The 16,911-nt window shown below is 68.1% G+C and carries 17 protein-coding genes; 7 read left to right on the plus strand and 10 right to left on the minus strand.

The window, feature by feature from the left end; all coding sequences use genetic code 11:
* Positions 1–3 precede the first annotated feature (3 nt).
* A complete protein-coding gene (locus tag ABZ412_RS25380; RefSeq protein ID WP_357284486.1) occupies positions 4–1,440 on the minus strand; it encodes an MFS transporter in 1,437 nt (478 codons plus the stop codon).
* 102 nt (positions 1,441–1,542) lie between these two features.
* Between ABZ412_RS25380 and ABZ412_RS25385 the strand changes: the two genes are divergently transcribed.
* Both ABZ412_RS25385 and ABZ412_RS25390 read left to right on the plus strand, forming a co-directional pair.
* Positions 1,543–2,505: a helix-turn-helix transcriptional regulator gene (locus ABZ412_RS25385; RefSeq protein ID WP_357284489.1), complete on the plus strand. Its 963-nt coding sequence runs from the start codon at positions 1,543–1,545 to the stop codon at positions 2,503–2,505.
* Positions 2,506–2,563: 58 nt separating this feature from the next.
* A complete protein-coding gene (locus tag ABZ412_RS25390; RefSeq protein WP_357284492.1) occupies positions 2,564–3,898 on the plus strand; it encodes an MFS transporter in 1,335 nt (444 codons plus the stop codon).
* Between the two features lie 21 nt (positions 3,899–3,919).
* Here ABZ412_RS25390 and ABZ412_RS25395 read toward each other — a convergent pair whose 3' ends face one another.
* Positions 3,920–4,528 (minus strand): TetR family transcriptional regulator, encoded by a 609-nt coding sequence (locus ABZ412_RS25395; protein ID WP_357284494.1) that lies wholly within the window; start codon positions 4,526–4,528, stop codon positions 3,920–3,922.
* A gap of 223 nt (positions 4,529–4,751) precedes the next feature.
* Between ABZ412_RS25395 and ABZ412_RS25400 the strand changes: the two genes are divergently transcribed.
* Genes ABZ412_RS25400 through ABZ412_RS25410 form a run of 3 tightly spaced genes read left to right on the plus strand, consistent with a single transcriptional unit; the run spans position 4,752 to position 7,324 of the window.
* A complete protein-coding gene (locus tag ABZ412_RS25400) occupies positions 4,752–5,816 on the plus strand; it encodes an FAD-binding oxidoreductase (protein WP_357284497.1) in 1,065 nt (354 codons plus the stop codon).
* An 11-nt stretch (positions 5,817–5,827) separates the two neighbouring features.
* Entirely contained in the window at positions 5,828–6,976 is a 1,149-nt protein-coding gene (locus tag ABZ412_RS25405; protein WP_357284500.1) for an acyl-CoA desaturase, read from the plus strand.
* The gene (locus tag ABZ412_RS25410; RefSeq protein WP_357284503.1) at positions 6,977–7,324 is read left to right on the plus strand and encodes a hypothetical protein; all 348 of its coding nucleotides are present in this window, start codon (positions 6,977–6,979) and stop codon (positions 7,322–7,324) included.
* Between the two features lie 77 nt (positions 7,325–7,401).
* Here ABZ412_RS25410 and ABZ412_RS25415 read toward each other — a convergent pair whose 3' ends face one another.
* The gene (locus tag ABZ412_RS25415; RefSeq protein WP_357284506.1) at positions 7,402–8,007 is read right to left on the minus strand and encodes a DUF4254 domain-containing protein; all 606 of its coding nucleotides are present in this window, start codon (positions 8,005–8,007) and stop codon (positions 7,402–7,404) included.
* 463 nt (positions 8,008–8,470) lie between these two features.
* Between ABZ412_RS25415 and ABZ412_RS25420 the strand changes: the two genes are divergently transcribed.
* Positions 8,471–8,791, plus strand: coding sequence for a hypothetical protein (locus ABZ412_RS25420; protein WP_357284509.1), 321 nt, complete (start codon positions 8,471–8,473; stop codon positions 8,789–8,791).
* Between the two features lie 357 nt (positions 8,792–9,148).
* On the opposite strand, the gene ABZ412_RS25425 is transcribed toward ABZ412_RS25420, so the two are convergent.
* From ABZ412_RS25425 to ABZ412_RS25440, 4 genes are read right to left on the minus strand one after another with little or no spacing between them, the layout of a single operon-like run.
* The gene (locus tag ABZ412_RS25425) at positions 9,149–9,709 is read right to left on the minus strand and encodes an ATP/GTP-binding protein (protein ID WP_357284587.1); all 561 of its coding nucleotides are present in this window, start codon (positions 9,707–9,709) and stop codon (positions 9,149–9,151) included.
* A 22-nt stretch (positions 9,710–9,731) separates the two neighbouring features.
* A complete protein-coding gene (locus tag ABZ412_RS25430) occupies positions 9,732–10,136 on the minus strand; it encodes a DUF742 domain-containing protein (protein WP_357284512.1) in 405 nt (134 codons plus the stop codon).
* Positions 10,137–10,165: 29 nt separating this feature from the next.
* Positions 10,166–10,594 carry a roadblock/LC7 domain-containing protein gene (locus tag ABZ412_RS25435; protein ID WP_357090392.1) on the minus strand — a complete coding sequence of 143 codons (429 nt, stop codon included), beginning with the start codon at positions 10,592–10,594 and terminating at the stop codon, positions 10,166–10,168.
* Positions 10,595–10,605: 11 nt separating this feature from the next.
* Positions 10,606–13,398 carry a nitrate- and nitrite sensing domain-containing protein gene (locus ABZ412_RS25440; RefSeq protein WP_357284515.1) on the minus strand — a complete coding sequence of 931 codons (2,793 nt, stop codon included), beginning with the start codon at positions 13,396–13,398 and terminating at the stop codon, positions 10,606–10,608.
* Positions 13,399–13,679: 281 nt separating this feature from the next.
* On the opposite strand from ABZ412_RS25440, the gene ABZ412_RS25445 reads away from it, so the two are divergent.
* On the plus strand, positions 13,680–14,321 hold the full coding sequence (locus ABZ412_RS25445; RefSeq protein ID WP_357284589.1) for a DUF4389 domain-containing protein: 642 nt from the start codon (positions 13,680–13,682) through the stop codon (positions 14,319–14,321).
* On the opposite strand, the gene ABZ412_RS25450 is transcribed toward ABZ412_RS25445, so the two are convergent.
* Genes ABZ412_RS25450 through ABZ412_RS25460 form a run of 3 tightly spaced genes read right to left on the minus strand, consistent with a single transcriptional unit; the run spans position 14,285 to position 16,900 of the window.
* Positions 14,285–15,292 carry an ATP-binding cassette domain-containing protein gene (locus ABZ412_RS25450; RefSeq protein ID WP_357284518.1) on the minus strand — a complete coding sequence of 336 codons (1,008 nt, stop codon included), beginning with the start codon at positions 15,290–15,292 and terminating at the stop codon, positions 14,285–14,287. The genes ABZ412_RS25445 and ABZ412_RS25450 overlap by 37 nt on opposite strands.
* Positions 15,289–16,104 carry an ABC-2 family transporter protein gene (locus tag ABZ412_RS25455; protein WP_357284521.1) on the minus strand — a complete coding sequence of 272 codons (816 nt, stop codon included), beginning with the start codon at positions 16,102–16,104 and terminating at the stop codon, positions 15,289–15,291. Before ABZ412_RS25455 ends, ABZ412_RS25450 begins: the two co-directional genes overlap by 4 nt.
* Complete coding sequence (locus ABZ412_RS25460; protein ID WP_357284525.1) at positions 16,097–16,900, minus strand: ABC-2 family transporter protein; 804 nt, start codon at positions 16,898–16,900, stop codon at positions 16,097–16,099. The genes ABZ412_RS25455 and ABZ412_RS25460 overlap by 8 nt, the downstream gene beginning before the upstream one ends.
* Positions 16,901–16,911: the final 11 nt, after the last annotated feature.

Below are 16,911 nucleotides of genomic sequence, written 5' to 3' on the forward strand. Positions count from 1 at the left end.
CCCTCACCGGGCCGCTTTGACTGCGAGGGTGGCGGCGACGGCGAGGGTGACTCCTTCCGCGACGGCGGTGACGCCCACGGCGCGGGCGGCGGCGACGGGGTCGGTGGCCAGGGTGAGGAAGAGGGTGCCGAAGGTGGCGACGCCGATGACCACGCCGAGTTGGACGCAGGTGACGAGGATGCCGCTGGCGTCGGCGGCCAGGGTGACGGGGATCTTGCTGGTGGCGCGGGCCATGAGGGGGCTGAAGGCGAGGCCGTAGCCGATGCCCATGAGGGCGAGGACGGTCAGGTCGAGGGGGTTGACGGAGTGGCCGTCGCGCAGGGACAGGCCCATGGCGATGGTGGTCGTGGCGGCGAGCAGGAGGCCCCCGGGGATCATCGCGCGGTGGAATCGGGCGGGGACGCGGGTCCAGTTCAGGCTCACCAGTCCGAAGGTGATGCCGTTGGGGACGAACAGGAGTCCGGCGTGGACGGGGGAGTAGCCGAGGGTCGACTGGAGATGGATGGTGAGGATGAAGACCCAGCCGCCGAAGGTGCACATGATCAGGAAGAGGGTGGCCGCGGCGACGAGCAGGCCGGGGGCGCGGACCACGCGGTCGGCGAAGAGGGGTTCGCCGCCGCGGCGGTGCACCCAGCGTTCCACCAGGGCGAAGGCGGCGAAGCCGAAGGCGGACGCGCCCAACGCGATCCGGGTCCAGGCGGGCCACTGCTGTTCGTGGCCGAGCACGAGCGGCACGGACAGCGCGAGGACCGAGGCGGTGAGGACCGCCAGCCCGGGCAGGTCGAGCCGGCGTTCGGCGCGCGGGGTGGCGGCGGGCAGGACGCGTGGCGCGACCGCGAGCAGGGCGATCCCGATCGGGACGTTCACGAGAAACACTCCGCGCCAGCCGGTTCCGGCGATATCGCTGCTCACGATGATGCCGCCGAGGATCTGGCCCGCGACCATGCCGCCGGAGATGACGGCGGCGTACACCGAGAGCGCCCGCGCCCGGGTGTTCCCGGTGGCGGTGATCTGGATCAGGCTCATGACCTGCGGCACCATGGCCGCGGCCCCGATGCCCTGCAGGAAGCGGAAGGCGATGAGCGAGGCCGGATTCCAGGCCAGCCCGCAGGTGAGGGAGGCGAGGGTGAACAGCGTGAGTCCCGCGACGAACATCCCGCGCTGCCCGAACCGGTCGCCGAGTCGTGCGCCGGTGACCAGCAGCACCGCGTAGGCGATGACGTAGCCGGAGACGATCAGTTGCAGCCCGGAACCCGTGGCGTGCAGCGAGGTTCGGATCGAGGGGATGGCGACGTTCACGATGGAGGCGTCCAGGACCGCCATGAACTGCCCGAGCAGGATGACGGTGAGCACCGCGAGCGGACGGCGAACCCCGCTCGCAGCCGGTGCGGAAGGCGGAACGGATACCGGGGGTGGGGTGTGGGTGAGGCTCTGAGACATGGGATTCAGCGTGCGCGGCGACCGATCCCGCTGACAGGAGTCCGCTTATACGGGTACTGGCACCACCTGGATACCCCTAGCGAAAACCGCCACCATGGAGGAATGGTGTCAGCAGCGGGATACAACGTCCTCGTCGAGCGGACCGCCGGAGCGGTCGCCCGCGCCGGTGATCCGCGGTCGGTGCGCAAGGTCCGGCGCGGCGAGCTGTCGACGTTCCTGAAGTCGCGGCGGGCACGGATCCGGCCGGAGGATGTGGGCCTGCCGGTGGGTGCGCGGCGGCGGACGCCCGGTTTGCGCCGCGAGGAGGTGGCGCAGCTGGCCGGGGTGGGGATCACCTGGTACACCTGGCTCGAGCAGGGCCGCGACATCAATTGCAGTGTGCAGGTGCTGGATGCGATCGCCCGGGCGTTGTGCTTGGACGGGGCGGAGCACGCGCATCTGTACCGGTTGGCGGATGTGCCGACGGCTCCGGCGCTGGTGGTCGAGGAGCCGGTGCCCGAGGAGGTGCAGACCATCCTGGATCACCTGCATCCGCTGCCCGCGACGCTGTTCAGCGCCAAATACGATGTGCTGGCGCACAATGCGGCGTACGCGGCGATGTATCCGCTGTTCGTGACGGGCCATCGCAATGTGCTGCGCAAGGTCTTCCTGGCCGACGAGTGCTGTACCCCGTACCCGGCGAACTCGGAACCGGACCACCTGGCCCGCATGGTCGGCTACCTGCGTGCGGCGTACGCCCGCAATCTGGGTGACCCGGAATGGTCCGAGTTCATCGACGGCATGGTGGCCGACAGCTCGCACTTCGCGGAACTGTGGGCCCGCAATGATGTCGCGCTCCCGATCGGCCGGACCCGCGTGGTCCGCAATCTGGCCGTCGGCATGCTGGAGATGTATATGACCAGTATGTCCTTGCCGTCGATCGCGGGCGCGTGGATGCAGGTCTGGACGCCGTCGACGCCGCAGGCCTGGGATCAGCTGCACGCCCTGCTCGCCTTGACCGCCGAGGAGCGTCGCCGCCCGTGGGCCGAGCACGTCGAGCAGGTGCACGGCCGCACCCTGGCCTGACCCGCCACCCGGCGTGGATGTCGCACGCGAGTCGCGTTCGGTCGCTTAGTCTGCGCTGATGACCGAGGCGTCGGGAGAAGTCACCGTCGGGCAGGCGACCGGGCGGGGAACCGTACTGGCGTGGGGATTCTGGGATTGGGCGGGCGCGTCGTTCAACGCGGTCATCCTGACCTTCGTGTTCTCGGTGTACCTGACCGACAAGGTGGGTGAGGATCTGCCGGGCGGTATTTCGGCGAGCGCTTGGCTGGGGTGGGCGCTGGGGGCGGCGGGCCTGGTGGTGGCGTTGACCGCGCCGGTGGCGGGCCAGTGGTTCGATGCCACCGCGAGACGCAAACTGGCCCTGGGCATTCTGACCTCGGTGACCGTGCTGCTGATGGCGGCCATGTTCTTCGTGAAGGACGACTACCACTACCTGTGGGTGGGTCTGGTGCTGCTGGCGGTCGGCTCGGCGTCGTTCGAACTGTCGCATGTCCCGTATTTCGCCATGCTGCGGCAGGTGTCCACGCCCGCGAATGTCGGCCGGGTGTCCGGATTCGGCTGGTCCATGGGCTATTTCGGCGGCATCATCCTGCTGCTGATCAGCTATGTCGGATTCATCGCGGGCAAGGGCGACAATCGCGGCCTGCTCGGCGTCCCGATCGAGGACGGACTGAACATCCGCTTGGTCGCGGTGCTGGCGGCGGTGTGGTTCGCCGGTTTCGCGGTGCCGCTGTTCCTGTTCGTCCCGGAGGTGCCGCGCACCGACGCGGATCCCGGTGCGGCGGTGCGCGGCCGGGCGTTCCTGACCTCGTACCGGGTGTTGTTCCGGGATGTGCGGGAGTTGTGGCGCGCCGATCGCCGCACGGTGGGATTCCTGCTGGCGAGTGCCGTCTTCCGGGATGGCCTGGCGGGTGTGTTCACCTTCGGCGCGATCCTGGCGGTGAAGGTGTACGGCATCGCCGATGCCGACGTGCTGCTGTTCGGCATCGCCGCGAATGTGGTTGCGGCGCTGGGCGCGCTGGTCGGCGGCCGGTTCGACGACCGTACCGGCCCGAAGGCGGTGATCGTCGCCTCGCTGCTGGGCATGATCGTGTGCGGTGCGTTCCTGCTGGTGTTGTCGGGTCCGCTGATGTTCTGGATTTTCGGCCTGCTGCTGACCGTATTCGTTGGTCCCGCACAGGCTTCGGCCCGTTCATTCCTGGCCCGGGTGTCCCCGCCGGGGCGCGAGGGCCAGATGTTCGGTCTCTACGCGACCACGGGTCGCGCCGTATCCTTCCTCGCCCCAACCCTTTTCGGATTTTTCGTGTGGGCGTTCGACGCCGAGCGCGCGGGAATCGTCGGCCTGTTACTGGTGTTGATCGTCGGCCTGATGTTGTTGCTGCCCGTACGCGGGGATGACCTGCACGACAAGTGAATTCGCTGTAACGGTCCGGTCTCAGGGCCGCCAGGCGCCCATGCCGAGCGCGATGAGCCGCACCTGGAGCACGGCACGGTCGACGGTGCGTGCGCTCTCGCGGGGTTCGGCCATCAGGTAGTCGGCGATCCGGTCGGCGACGGTGGACACGATGAGGTCGGCCGCCAGCTCCAGATCGTCGGGTGACCAGTCGTCGAGGGCCCGCACCCGGGACAGGTCGACGACCAGTTCCCGTTCGATGAGCTGCATTTCGACCGAGATGGCCCCGCGCAAGGGCGCCGAGCCGCCGTGTCGTTCGCGAATCAGGAATCCCCACAGATCTCGCTTGCCGTCGACCTGTTCGAAAACGAATCGCACGGTCTGCGAGAGCGTCGGATTGGGTGTGCGCCGCATTTCCCGCAGCGCCAGCCGCAATTGCCGCACGCCTTCCTCGACCAGCGTGGTGCCGAGTTCGTCGAGGGAGGCGAAATGCCGGTAGAAGGCGGTGGGCACGATGCCGGCGGAGCGGGCGATCTCACGCAGGGAGAGCGCGGCGAAACCGCGGTCGGCGGCCAAGGCGAGGGTGCCGTCGAGCAGGGCCACACGGGTGCGTTCCTTGCGCTCGACTCGGGTAGCTGCCTGCTCGCTCATCTCGATGAGCATACATGCGTTCACATTCGTTCCATTCGAGAGATGTCGCGTGGGTCACACGAACTGCCGGTTGAACTGGAGTGGCTTCACCGGGCACACTATCTCAGTGTACAGATGTGCACCGAAATGGCGTCGAAGTCAGCGTGGACTCCGGCGCCGGCTCGGACAGCGCGTCGAACGTGGAGAGGCGTCGCTGAGCCCGGCGACGCGACAGGAGGCTCACATGGTCGGATTACTCGACCTGGTGCAGAAGACAATGACCACCCCGCACCCGCTGGATCGCTACCTCGAGCTGGTGCGCCCGACCCTGACCCGGCGCTCGATGCGCGCGGAGATCACCCACGTGCGGCGCAGCGCGGTCGGTTCGGTCACTCTCACCCTCAAGCCCGCCCGGCAGTGGACCGGGCACGTGGCGGGGCAATACGTGCAGATCGGCGTCGTGATCGACGGCGTGCGCCACACCCGCTGCTATTCCCCGGTCAATGCCGACGGACGTCGGGACCGGCACATCGAACTCACCGTCAAGGCCCACCCACAGGGGTTGGTCTCGAACTACCTGCACGACAACGCGATCCCCGGCATGGTGGTGGATCTGGAGCCCGCCGCGGGCGTGTTCCACCTGCCCGCCACCCGCCCGGAGGCGGTCGTACTGATCAGCGGCGGCAGCGGCATCACCCCGGTGCTGTCCATGCTGCGCACCCTCGCCAACGAGAGCTACCGCGGCCGGATCCTGTTCCTGCATTACAACCGTTCTCCGGAATTCGTCCCGCACCGCGAGGAGTTGGAGGCGATCGCCATGCAGCACGGCAATGTGCGGGTCGAGTTCCGCTACCCGGAGACCCAGCGTCACGCCCATTTCGGCTATGACGAGCTGGAGGCGGTCGCGCCCTGGTTCCCGACCGCGCAGGCCTACCTGTGCGGCCCGCCGGGCCTGATGAACGCCGTGCGCACCGTCTACGAGGCCGAACAGCTCGGCCCTCGCCTGCACAGCGAGGAGTTCACCCTCACCACCGCGGTCGTCGACCCCTCCGACGCCGAGGGCGAGGTGACCTTCTCCGGCAGCGGCGTGGTCGCCGAGAACACCGGTGAAACCCTGCTCGAACAGGCCGAAGCCGCGGGCCTGAATCCGGAGTACGGGTGCCGCATGGGCATCTGCTTCTCCTGCACCGCCGTCAAGCGCAGCGGCTGCACCCGCAATGTGCGCACCGGGGAGCTCGACAGCGACCCGGATCAGCCCATCCAGATCTGCATCAACGCCCCCGTCGGGGACGTCGACCTCGCTCTGTGAACGGAGAGATCATGGCGATTCTTACCGAAACCCCCGAGGGCCCGCTGGTCCTCAGCGTCGAACAGGTCGAGGAGATCGGCCGCGAACTCGACGCGCTGCGCGCCCGCGTCACCGCCGACCTGGGCGAGCGCGACCGCGACTACATCTACAAGGTGATCAAGGCCCAGCGCGGCTTCGAGATCGCCGGCCGCGGCCTGCTCTACCTGGGCTTCCTGCCCCCGTTCTGGCTGGCGGGCGTGGCCGCGCTGAGCGTGTCGAAGATCCTCGACAATATGGAGATCGGCCACAACGTCATGCACGGCCAGTGGGACTGGATGCGTGAGCCGACCCTGAATTCCCGTGTCTTCGAATGGGATACGGTGTGCCCGGCCGACCAGTGGCGGCACTCGCACAACTACATGCACCACACCTACACCAATATCCACGACATGGACCGCGACATCGGTTACGGCATCCTGCGGATCGACGAGGGCCAGAAGTGGAACCCCTACTACCTGGGGAACCCGGCTTACGCGTTCGCGCTCATGGTGCTGTTCGAGTGGGGCGTGATGCTGCACGACCTCGAGGTCGAGAACATCCTGACCGGCAAGCGCAGCTGGTCGGACGTGAAGGCCCTGCTCGGGGGCCAGGGCCGCAAGGCGGGGCGGCAGGTCCTCAAGGACTACCTGGTGTTCCCGGCGCTGACCGGCCCGTTGTTCCTGTCCACGCTGGCGGCCAACTTCACCGCCAATATCGTGCGCAACCTGTGGACCTTCTCGATCATCTTCTGCGGGCACTTCCCGACCGGCGTACAGACGTTCACCAAGGAGGAGTGCGCCGAGGAGACCCAGGGCGAGTGGTACGTGCGCCAGATGCTGGGCTCGGCCAATATCAAGGGCTCCAAGCTGTTCCACGTGATGTCGGGCAATCTGTCGCACCAGATCGAGCACCATCTGTTCCCGGACATCCCGGCCAACCGCTACCCGGAAATAGCGCCCGCGGTGCGGGCGCTGTGCGAAAAGCACGGCCTGCCGTACAACACCGGCCGCTTCTCCAAGCAGATCGGTTCGGTGTGGGCGAAGCTGTTCAAGCTGGCGCTGCCGCCGTTCCTGGTCAAGAATTCAGGGCAGGCCGGTGTTATCGTGATGCGCCGGGGGCAGGCGAGTGAGGTGGGCGTATAGATGATTTCCAAATTCGAGAGCAACAAGGACCTGATCCAGGAATTGACGTCGTCGGGAGCACGGCACGTCGGCAATATCGCATCGATCATCACCGGCACGGTCGCCGAGGTGACCCGGGAGATCGGTGACTGGATCACCGACGCCATCGAGATGCGCGAAGCCGCGGCCGCCGCCGAGAAGGACGCCGCCGCGCAGCGCGCCGCGGATCTGTCCGACGACCTCGACGACGATCTCGACGAGACCCCGGAACCGCCACGGGCGCAGGAGGATTCGGCGACGAATCCGGTCCACAGCGAGCGGGTGGCGCAGTCGGACGTCATCGACGCGGAGGTCGTCGACCCGCGCTGACCTCGGGGTCTGGGGGCTTGACCCCACAATCTCGCGGGGTTCGGGGGCGAAGCCCCGGAGAGTCCTGAGAGTCGGACCTACCACGTGGGGAGTCGCCGCCGGTGCTGGGCGACCTCCGTGATCAGATCCCGATACCCGTCGGCGAGCTCGGCCAGCCGGTACCACTGCAGGTGAGCCTCGGCGTCCACCCCGCGGTGGGGCCGGTCCTCGCTCACCCGGTGCGCCTTGGCGCGGCGCCGGGCTCGTCCGTCGGCTGCTTTCGGAACGCCGTTGGCCGGGGCCGGAGGCCCACCGTTGCCCAGGGCCTGTTGTGCGGCAACCCATTTCGCTGCCATGCGGTCGATGACGGCGCCGAGGGTCTCGGTGTGCAGGGAGGCCCCGGCGCGGTGCGGGATGTTCACCGCGACCCAGTCGTCGATGCGGGATACCAGCTCGGCGCGGCGGGTGTCGATTCGGTCGATGCGGTGGGCGCTGGCGGCGACATCGTCGGGGGTGGCGTCGCCGGCGTGGGCGGAGTCGAGGGCCCGTTGCCGCCGTTCGTGGTATCGCACCAGCTCGTGGGCCGATTCCAGGACGTCGCGGTCGCGGCGGGCGGTGTCAACCGGTTCTCGGAAGGCGCGCAGGAGCGTGTCCGGCGAGGGGAGTTCGGCGCCGAAACCCGCTTCGGTGTAGTCGATTGCCATAGTTCCACCCTCGGCCGGCGCATGCGTGTGGATACGCCAGGGCCGAGGGGGATTCGGGGAGGGGCTCCCCTCGGCTCCGGCGCAGCCCCGCACCCGGAACGCAACAGCCCATCACCAGCGACACGGTGAAGTAACCGGGAAATCCGCGACGATGCGATGAGAAGACTGTCCGATAATGCGGGACATATTCAGGAAAGCGCGATAGTCGGAGGGGCGCAACCATCCCGCGCGTGATCGGCGAAGCTGCCTGAAAATCGTTATACAGCATTACAAGACGGTCACATGGTCGCTGCGGTTGAAGGCCGATCGACACCTGCGCGAGCGGTGGGTGAGACGGCTTCGAGGGTGCTTCGCCGCCGGGGTGAGGTCTGCCGGGGCCGGTTCGGTTACCGAAGCTTATGAATAGCTATCTCTGCGGCGCGCCGGGGGTGCGACGCGCCGAAGTCGGTTAGCCTCGATATTCATGTCCGCCTATGCCTCTTCGCCGGAGCTGCGGTTCGGTTTCATGTTCGCGCTGGAAGATCCGGAGCGAATTGCCGAAGTTGTCCGGAACCTGATCGTTCGCCGAACGGTATCGGTGTTCCGGCTCGCGCATCTGTCCGACGACAACGGACCGCCCGATCGGTTTGTCGTGAACTGGTCCGCGCTGCCGCAGGTCGCCATCACGACCGCCGCGCCGGAGCCCGACGAATTGCGCTCCAGCGGAACGATGCTGGTCAACGCGTTTCTCGGCGAAGACGGCGAGATCAGCCTGTACTCGGCGGGAGCCACACCGCCACAGTAGAAACTGGACGGTCCTCTCTCTGTGATGGGCGACACAGGTCGTCTCAGCTACCTCTCAGCGACAGACAAGGTTCGCCTAAGTCTCCCTCGGCAGTGTGGGTCCCGTCGCCGGCCGGAAATCCCGGACGGCGGCGACAACAGTAGAGAGGCTGAAAAATGATCCCGGTTATCATCAACACTGGTTCCGCTGCTCTGAACGGCGTTCTGGACACAGGCAGCGCCGCCCTGGGTGGTCTGCTGAACACGCTGTGGACGGGTTCGTTCGGCCGTTAATTCGCATTTCCGCGAAGGGTTTTCGGGCAATCGCCCCGGGTGCGTCCGCACCCGGGGCGATTTTTGTTCCGGTCCCGAGTTCGGATCAACCGGCCAGCGCGGGGGCGCGGCGCGACTGCAGGATCTGCTCCAGCAACGCCACCAGCACCAGCTTCACCGACTCCCGATCGCGGGCGTCGCAGTCCATGAGGTGAATGGCGGGGGACAGGTCCAGCGCCTCGCGGACCTCGCTCAGCTCGAAGCGCGATCCGGACTCGAATCGGTTGACCGCCACCACGAACGGCGTCCCGCGCTGCTCGAAGAAGTCCAGCACCGGGTAGCAGTCCTCGACCCGGCCGGTGTCGACCAGCACGATGCCGCCGATCGCGCCGTCGAGCAGATCGTCCCAGAGGAATTCGAAGCGCTCCTGGCCGGGCGTGCCGAACAGGTAGAGCACCAGGCTGGCGTCGAGGGTGATGCGCCCGAAGTCGAGCGCGACCGTGGTGGTGGTCTTGCCCGTGGCCAGGCCCGGATCATCCAGTCCCACCGACACTTCGGTCATGGCGGCCTCGGTGGACAGCGGTTCGATCTCGGAGATCGCCCCGATGAAGGTGGTCTTCCCGACCCCGAATCCGCCGCTGGTCACGACCTTCACCGAGGAGGCCAGCGGCAGCGGATCACCGGATATTTCAGAGGTTCCGAACAAGGTCCCGGATCCTTTCCAGAGCAGCGGTGGAGAGTTCTTCGGTGCGGCCCACCGACACGTGCCCGGCCGACACCAGATCACTGACCAGCACCCGCGCCACCCCGATCGGCACCCGCAGGGCCGCACCGATTTCGGCGATGGAGTGCGGGCGCTGGCACAGCCGGACCACCCGTTCGAGTTCGAAGCGCAGCGGTGCGGACAACGCTGCCGGGGTGGCGCGCACCAGGGCCTCGATGCGCAGTCCGTCGACGACGGGGGTGGTGCGCCCGGAGGTGATCATGAAAGGTCGCACCACCGGTTCGTCGGGGTCCATGTAGCCGGACGGGCGGGCGCCGGGCGCGGGCGCGGGCGCACCGGACCAGCCGCTGGGGCGGGTCGGTGCGATCATACGCGCGTCCGGCAGCCTATGCGAATCATTCATCGGCTCAACGATTCTCGCAGTTCACTGATCAGCGCGGGGGTGAGCAGCGCGCCGGCCCGGTCGGCCAGCACCGCCATCTGGTAGCCGACGAGGCCGACATCGGCGTTATGGTCGGCGATGACGCCGATGCAGCTGCCGTTGGCCATGGCCGACACCAGCAGGAACCCGCGCCCCATCTCGATCATGACCAGCCGTAGGCCGTCGAAATCGTAACTGCGCGAGGCGCTTCGGCCCAGGCTGGTGAGACCGGAGACGATGGCGGCCAGCCGGTCGGCGCCATTGCGGTCCAAGCCCTGGGACATGGCCATGAGTAGCCCGTCGGAGGACACCGCCACGGCGTCGCGGACGCCGTCGGTGGTGCGCACGAAATCCGCCAGCAGCCAGTTGAAGGTATGCGGATCGGTATCGGTGTAATGGGTGGTCACCCGGTGTCCTCCTATGCTCGCGATCCGGGTCGGGGCGGTTGGCCGCCCTGCCCGCGCTGATGTCCGGATCGGAATCCGGCCAATATGCTGCGTATCTCGTCGGGTGAACGGTCCGCGACCGGCATCGGGGTTGGCCGCCCGGCTGCCGGTTGAGCGCCACCCGGAGTGACGCCCGTGCGCTCGCGAGTCTTCCGGTTGCGCTTGACGAGACCGTTTCGCGTACGTTGCACCTCCGGGACGGCTCCCGAAACGTCCGGCCCCGTCGCCGGTGAGCCCGGCGAAACCTGCTCCACGGCAGTGATCTTGGACGCGATGGCCGCGGTGCCTCCGCCCGCCGCCTCGGCGGGCTTCCCGGCGGCTGCCGACGCCGTGCCAGGATTCGCGGCCGTCGCGCCCGCGGCGCCGGTTGCCTGCGGAACGCTGGGCGTGAAGGCCGATTCGGATGCCGAGATCGGCTGTGCCGCAACGGGCGGCAGCGCGGTGGAATCGCCGGCCGAGCTCGTCGGCGTGGGCCGCGAGACCGTGGGTGTCGGCGCCGCGGCCTGCTGATCCTTGTCGGGCAGCGGAACGAGCTTGATCGTGCTGGGGCGCACCGGTGAACCGTTGCCGCGGGTGGGTTCGCTCGGGGCCCCGGAGCCCATGTCGCCGATGATCTCGGTGAGGGCCGCGAAAGCGGCGGCCGTGTCGTAGACAGGGTCGGTGGCGGCGGGGGCCTGGGGCTCCGCCTCGTCCACCGGCGTCTCGGCGGGGGCGGCCGGTGTCACCGCGGGCGTGGAGCTGTGGCGGCCGGGCTTGGACTCCGGCATGGTGTCCACCACGGTCGGAAGCTGCGCTCCCGCCGCGTGTTTCGAGTCCTGCGGCGCCGCGGGCCGGTCGGCGTCGGGGTCGCCGAGCAGGTCGGCCGGCAGCAGCATGCGGGCCACCACACCGCTGGTAGGCGACACCGTGAGCTCGACCTCGATGCCGAGCCGCCGCGCCAGCCGGCCCACCACGTAGTGCCCGAGGAACCGGGTGGGCGCGACCAGGAAGTCGGCCTCGCCGCGCAGCCGGGCATTGGCGGTGGCGAGCTGGTCGGGCGGCATGCCGACGCCGTGGTCGACGACCGCGATCATGTACCGCGCGCCCAGGCGGCGACCGTAGATCTCCACCTCGAGGTCTGGCGGGGAGAACGACAGCCCGTTCTCGATGAGTTCGGCGAGCATGTGCGCGACCTCGCTGACGTGCGCGCCCACGATGGCGGTGTCGTCCACCCGGCGCAGCACCACGCGCCGGTAGTCGTCGACCTCGGACAGTCCGGCCCGGATGACGTCGGTCAGCGGGATGGGCTTGGACCAGCGGCGCGGGCTGGATTCGCCGACCAGTACCAGCAGGCTCTCGGCATTGCGGCGCATGCGGGTGGCCAGGTGGTCGAGTTCGAAGAGGTTGGACAGGGCGTTGGGGTCGAGTTCCTCGCGCTCGAACTCGCTGATCAGGGCGAGCTGGCGGCGTACCAGGTTCTGATTGCGCCGGGCCAGGTTGGCCATGGATTCGGTGGAGTTGCGGCGCAGCCGGGCCTGGGCGGAGGCGAGTTCGTAGGCGGTGGTCTGCACCCGGTCCAGCGCGGTGGCCACGGACGCGATCTCGGCGCCGGCGCTCTCGTCGGCGCGGACCGGTTCGGGCGGTTCCGGGTCGGCGTCGTCGGAGTTCTGCCAGGCCTCGATGAGCTGCGGCAGTCGCCGCCCGGCCACCACGTCGGCTTCTTCGGCGAGGCCGGCGAGCGGTCGCACGATAGCGCGCACGGTGGCCACCACCAGCCATACCTGGGCGGCGATGGCGAGCGCGGCGGCCAGCAGGTACAGCGCGAGCACCAGGGCGGCGTCGCGGCGCAGATCGCCGGCCCGGCCGGTGATCTCGCCGCCGATGCTGCGCTGCACGGTGCGTTCGCCGTCGATGACCGAGCTCATCTCGCGCCACCAGTCGGCGGGGTTCACCGGTTCGGTGAGGGGTCCGCGGGTGGAGGCGATGGCGATGGCCTCGGCGGTATTCACCCGGATGGACTCGTCGGTCTGCATGGCGGCGTACAGCTTCGACCGCTGCGCGGGTGTGGCGTCGCGCTCGAATCCGGTGATGGCGGCCTGCTTGGCGGCGCGGATGTCGAGGAACTTCACGTACTCGCCGGGGCCGAACTCGCCCGCGGCGAAGACGCCCGCGAGGAAGCCGCGTTCCTGGGCGGTGAATTCCTTGACGTCGCCGAGGTCGTGCAGCGATTGCAGGCCGCGCCACAGTTGCGGGTCGGGCGCGTGGTCGAGGCCGGGCCGCGCCTGGTTCAGCGCGGCGATGGCATTGGTGTAGAAGGTGAACGACGCGGCGCGGTCGATGCGTCCGGCGTCGACGTCGGAGCGGTTGGCGGTGACTCCGGAGAACTGGGACAGCCCCGAGCGGACCTGATCGGCGCCCGGCGGCTGATCGCTGAGGGTCTGATTCAGTTGCTGCAGTGCGGTATCGGTGGCCAGGCGCTGGTTGCCGATGGCGGGCCGGGCCCCGGCGTCGCCGCCCAGCATGCCGTTGGTGAGGCCGCGTTCGCGCTGGATCTCGTGCACCAGGTCCTGGACGTCCAGGGCCAGGCGCACCGCCCGCGCGGTCTCGCCGGTGTCGCGGAAACTGTTGACCTGGTGGGTGATGCTGACGGCCAGCAGGGCCAGTACCAGCGCGACGGAGAAGATCAGGATGCGGCGCAGGCGCGCCGCGATGGTGCGCGGCCGGATCAATTCCCGTGGCGGCGTGAGCTTCACGTTACCCGGCGGCAACATTTTCGCCGAACCCACCTTCACTCCGTCTCCCGATTATCAGCTGGCGTGCCGACCCGGGCCGAGCACATAGAGAATAGTCAGCAACGTCGCACACCCGACCGTTGTCCGCAATTCGAACGATGCCGATGTGGTGTGCGGAACTCGCCGTCGCGCGTGCTATTACGAATCTGGTCACAATGTGTGAGAAGCAGATGTGATCTTCGCGTCGCCGGGGAAACAATGGGGTGAACAACGGCTCACCGCTGTTCGCGCGGCGGTCGCCAGGTGTGCGCCGCCGCTCGAGAGGAGTGATGGCCATGCAGCCAAGTCCTGTTTATCCGGTTCGTGTACGGGGGGATCTGGATCCCGCGGTCTCCCGCTGGCTGTGGATAGTGAAGTGGATACTTGCTATTCCACACCTGATCGTCCTGCTCTTTCTGAGCATCGCCTATCTCGCGGTCAGTATCGTCGCCTTCTTCGCCATTCTCATTACCGAGCAGTATCCGAGAGCGCTGTTCGATTTCAATGTCGGCGTGCTGCGCTGGAGTTGGCGTGTGCGTTTCTATGCCCTCTCTCAGCTGGGCACCGATAAATACCCACCGTTCAGTTTGGAATCTGACCCGGCATATCCGGCGGACCTGGAGGTCGACTATCCCGAACGGTTCAGCCGCGGCCTGGTCCTGATCAAATGGTGGCTGCTCGCAATTCCGCAGTATCTGATCGTGGCGGCGCTGGTGTACGGCGGCCGGAACTCGTTCGCGCCGATGGCGATGCTCGCGCTGGTCGCCGTGATCGCGCTGCTGTTCACCGGCGTCTATCCGCAGGGCCTGTACGACTTCCTGATGGGCATCAACCGCTGGTCCTTGCGGGTGCGCGCCTACGCCTCGCTCATGACCGACGTCTATCCGCCGTTCCGGCTCGATCAGGGTGCGAGGGAGCCCGACGCCGCGGCCTCGTAGAGCCGCCGCACCACGTCCTCGATATCGGGTTCCTCGATGGACAGGTCGCGGACCTCGGCGCGCGCCGACACGGCCCCGAGCAACTGCGCGGCGGTGGTGGTCTCGGTATCGAAGGCCAGCCGCTGCCGCATGCCCGCGCCCGCGCTGTCGAGCAGTTTCGCCCCGGGCAGGTCGTCGAGGTCCGCTGTCGGCTCGGCGAGATCGACGGTGAGCACGCGTTGCGCGCCGACGGTCGCGCCGAGCCCGGTCAGGGTGCCGTCGTGGATCAGCCGCCCGTGATCGACCACCAGCACCCGCTCGCACAGCCGCTCGATATCGCCCATGTCGTGGGTGGTGAGCAGCAGGGTGGTGCCGCGCTGGGTGCGCTCGTGCCGCAGGAATTCGCGTAATCGCTGCTTGGACAACACATCCAGGCCGATGGTCGGCTCGTCGAGAATGACCAGGTCCGGCGAATGCAGTAGCGCCGCCGCGACTTCCGCGCGCATGCGCTGCCCCAGCGACAACTGCCGCACCGGGGTGTCGAGGGTGCCGCCCATCTCCAGTTGCGCGATGAGCTCGGCGGTGCGGGCCCGCGCGGCGGCCGGTTCGAGCCGGTGGATGGCAGCCAGGATCGAGAACGATTCGCGCAGCGGCAGATCCCACCACAACTGTGAGCGCTGCCCGAACACCACCCCGATCCGTGAGGCCAGTTCGCGGCGCTGCCGCACCGGGTCCAGGCCGCAGGTCCGCAGCCGTCCGGACGAGGGCACCAGGATTCCGGTGATCATCTTGATGGTGGTCGACTTGCCCGCGCCGTTCGCGCCGATATAGCCGACCGCCGCGCCGGGCTCCACGCGAAAGCTCATGTCGTCCACCGCGGTCAGCACCTCGCGCCGCCGTCGCCAGCGGCCCTCCTTCTTGCTGACCGTGAAAGTCCTTGTCAGGCCCTCGATCTCGATGATGGGCCGCTCGCCGGTCAGAGTCGCGCTCATCCGCCGCCTCCTTGATAGTGCCGGGTCCCGAGCCGCCACAGGAACAGCGCCACCGCCCACACCCACGCCGCCGCCACCGGAGCCGCCCACGCCAGCCAGCCCGGCAGTGGCGCGGGCCCGGGCAGTCCGAGCAGTGCGATGGCGGGCAGATAGGAGGTGAAGGCGACCGGAATGAGAAATCCGAACACGAGCTTCATCGGTGTGGGGAACACCGAGGTCGGTTGCATCGAGGCGTAGGAGCCGCCGTAGGTGAACGAATTCGTCAGCTCCGAACCGTCGATCAGAAAGAACTGCACTCCGGCCGCGCACACGAAAAGCCCTGCGAAGATGGCGATTCCGGAGGCCACGGTGACCGCGAACAGCACCAGGTGCGCCGCGGACCAGTCGATGTCGTTGCGCGTCAGGCCGAACGCGAGCACGGTGGCGGCCACCGCGATGCGTGCCACACGTCGCAATTGCACATCACTGGTCATGAGCTGGAGCAGCAGCGGTTGCGGCCGTAAGTAGTACGCGTCGAGGGTGCCCATCCGGATGTAGGTGGGCAGTGTGTCGGCGTGCCCGACCACCATGTCGGCGACGGCGAAACAGGTATTGCTCATGCCGAACAGCAGCAGCATCCCGTTCAGATCGAGCCCGCCCAGTTGCCGCACATTGTGGAAGACCACCCACATCTCGGCGAATTCCATCAGCCCGATCAGGAAGGCGCTCAGCACATCCGTGGCGAAGGACAGCGGGTACGCGCGTTGCGCGCGCAGCCGGGATCCGAGGACCGCGCGATAGGGCGCCAGACGTGAGGGGATCGTCTCACCCACCCTGCACCTCCAGCTTGCGGCGTCCGGCCCGCAGCAGCGATTGCCCGAGCGCGACCAGAACCACCAACCAGAAGCATTGCACGGCAAGGATTTCCACCGCGTCCCACCCGGTGGTGCGGCCGGACAGCAGATCGACCGGCCATTGCAGCATGGACGGGAACGGGGTGGAGTAGGCCACGGTGCGCAGCCAGTCCGGGAACAGGTGGACCGGCGCGAACAGGCCGGCCAGGAAGGTCCCGCAGATCATGTGCAGGGACCGCAGTCCGCGCGTCTCGATGAGCCAGAACCCGGCCAGGCTGACCGCGAACATGGACAGGAACGACAGGATCATGGCCAGCAGCAGGCTGATCGCGCCCAGCGCGTACGGGCCGGGTGTGGCCGGGAAGGCGAGTCCGAAGGTGAGCGCCCCGGCCAGGATGCTGGGCAGCCCGCGCGGCAGCAGTGAGAACCCCGCGCGTCCCAGGTATTCCGCGAGGTGCGCGAACTGGATGTCGACGGGTCGCAGGAAGTCGATGGCGACGTCGCCGGTGCGGATGCGTTCCACGATGTCGGGCAGCATCCAGAAGGCGATGGCCCCCAGCAGTCCCTGGGAGAGCCAGATGTAGGCCCCGATGGTGCCGCGGTCGTAGCCGCCGAAGCCGTCGTTCTCCTGGACGGCCGTCATCAGTACGGCCGCGCGGACGAAGCCGAACACGAGATTGGTGAGTAGGCCCGCCGCCATCGCCAGCCGATAGTGCGATTGTCTGCGAAACCCTGCTTTGACCAGCTGCCAGTAGACCCCCACGTCGCTGCGCACAAGGGTGTGAC

Origin of the sequence: Nocardia sp. NPDC005746 (assembly GCF_040630785.1) — a bacterium.
Lineage (GTDB): Bacteria > Actinomycetota > Actinomycetes > Mycobacteriales > Mycobacteriaceae > Nocardia.

What these genes read in the sequence shown, in the direction of transcription:
- ABZ412_RS25380 (WP_357284486.1), bottom strand. Translation starts at nt 1,440, where the DNA reads ATGTCTCAGAGCCTCACCCACACCCCACCCCCGGTATCCGTTCCGCCT.
- ABZ412_RS25385 (WP_357284489.1), top strand. Translation starts at nt 1,543, where the DNA reads ATGGTGTCAGCAGCGGGATACAACGTCCTCGTCGAGCGGACCGCCGGA.
- ABZ412_RS25390 (WP_357284492.1), top strand. Translation starts at nt 2,564, where the DNA reads ATGACCGAGGCGTCGGGAGAAGTCACCGTCGGGCAGGCGACCGGGCGG.
- ABZ412_RS25395 (WP_357284494.1), bottom strand. Translation starts at nt 4,528, where the DNA reads ATGAGCGAGCAGGCAGCTACCCGAGTCGAGCGCAAGGAACGCACCCGT.
- ABZ412_RS25400 (WP_357284497.1), top strand. Translation starts at nt 4,752, where the DNA reads ATGGTCGGATTACTCGACCTGGTGCAGAAGACAATGACCACCCCGCAC.
- ABZ412_RS25405 (WP_357284500.1), top strand. Translation starts at nt 5,828, where the DNA reads ATGGCGATTCTTACCGAAACCCCCGAGGGCCCGCTGGTCCTCAGCGTC.
- ABZ412_RS25410 (WP_357284503.1), top strand. Translation starts at nt 6,977, where the DNA reads ATGATTTCCAAATTCGAGAGCAACAAGGACCTGATCCAGGAATTGACG.
- ABZ412_RS25415 (WP_357284506.1), bottom strand. Translation starts at nt 8,007, where the DNA reads ATGGCAATCGACTACACCGAAGCGGGTTTCGGCGCCGAACTCCCCTCG.
- ABZ412_RS25420 (WP_357284509.1), top strand. Translation starts at nt 8,471, where the DNA reads ATGTCCGCCTATGCCTCTTCGCCGGAGCTGCGGTTCGGTTTCATGTTC.
- ABZ412_RS25430 (WP_357284512.1), bottom strand. Translation starts at nt 10,136, where the DNA reads ATGATCGCACCGACCCGCCCCAGCGGCTGGTCCGGTGCGCCCGCGCCC.
- ABZ412_RS25445 (WP_357284589.1), top strand. Translation starts at nt 13,680, where the DNA reads ATGCAGCCAAGTCCTGTTTATCCGGTTCGTGTACGGGGGGATCTGGAT.
- ABZ412_RS25450 (WP_357284518.1), bottom strand. Translation starts at nt 15,292, where the DNA reads ATGAGCGCGACTCTGACCGGCGAGCGGCCCATCATCGAGATCGAGGGC.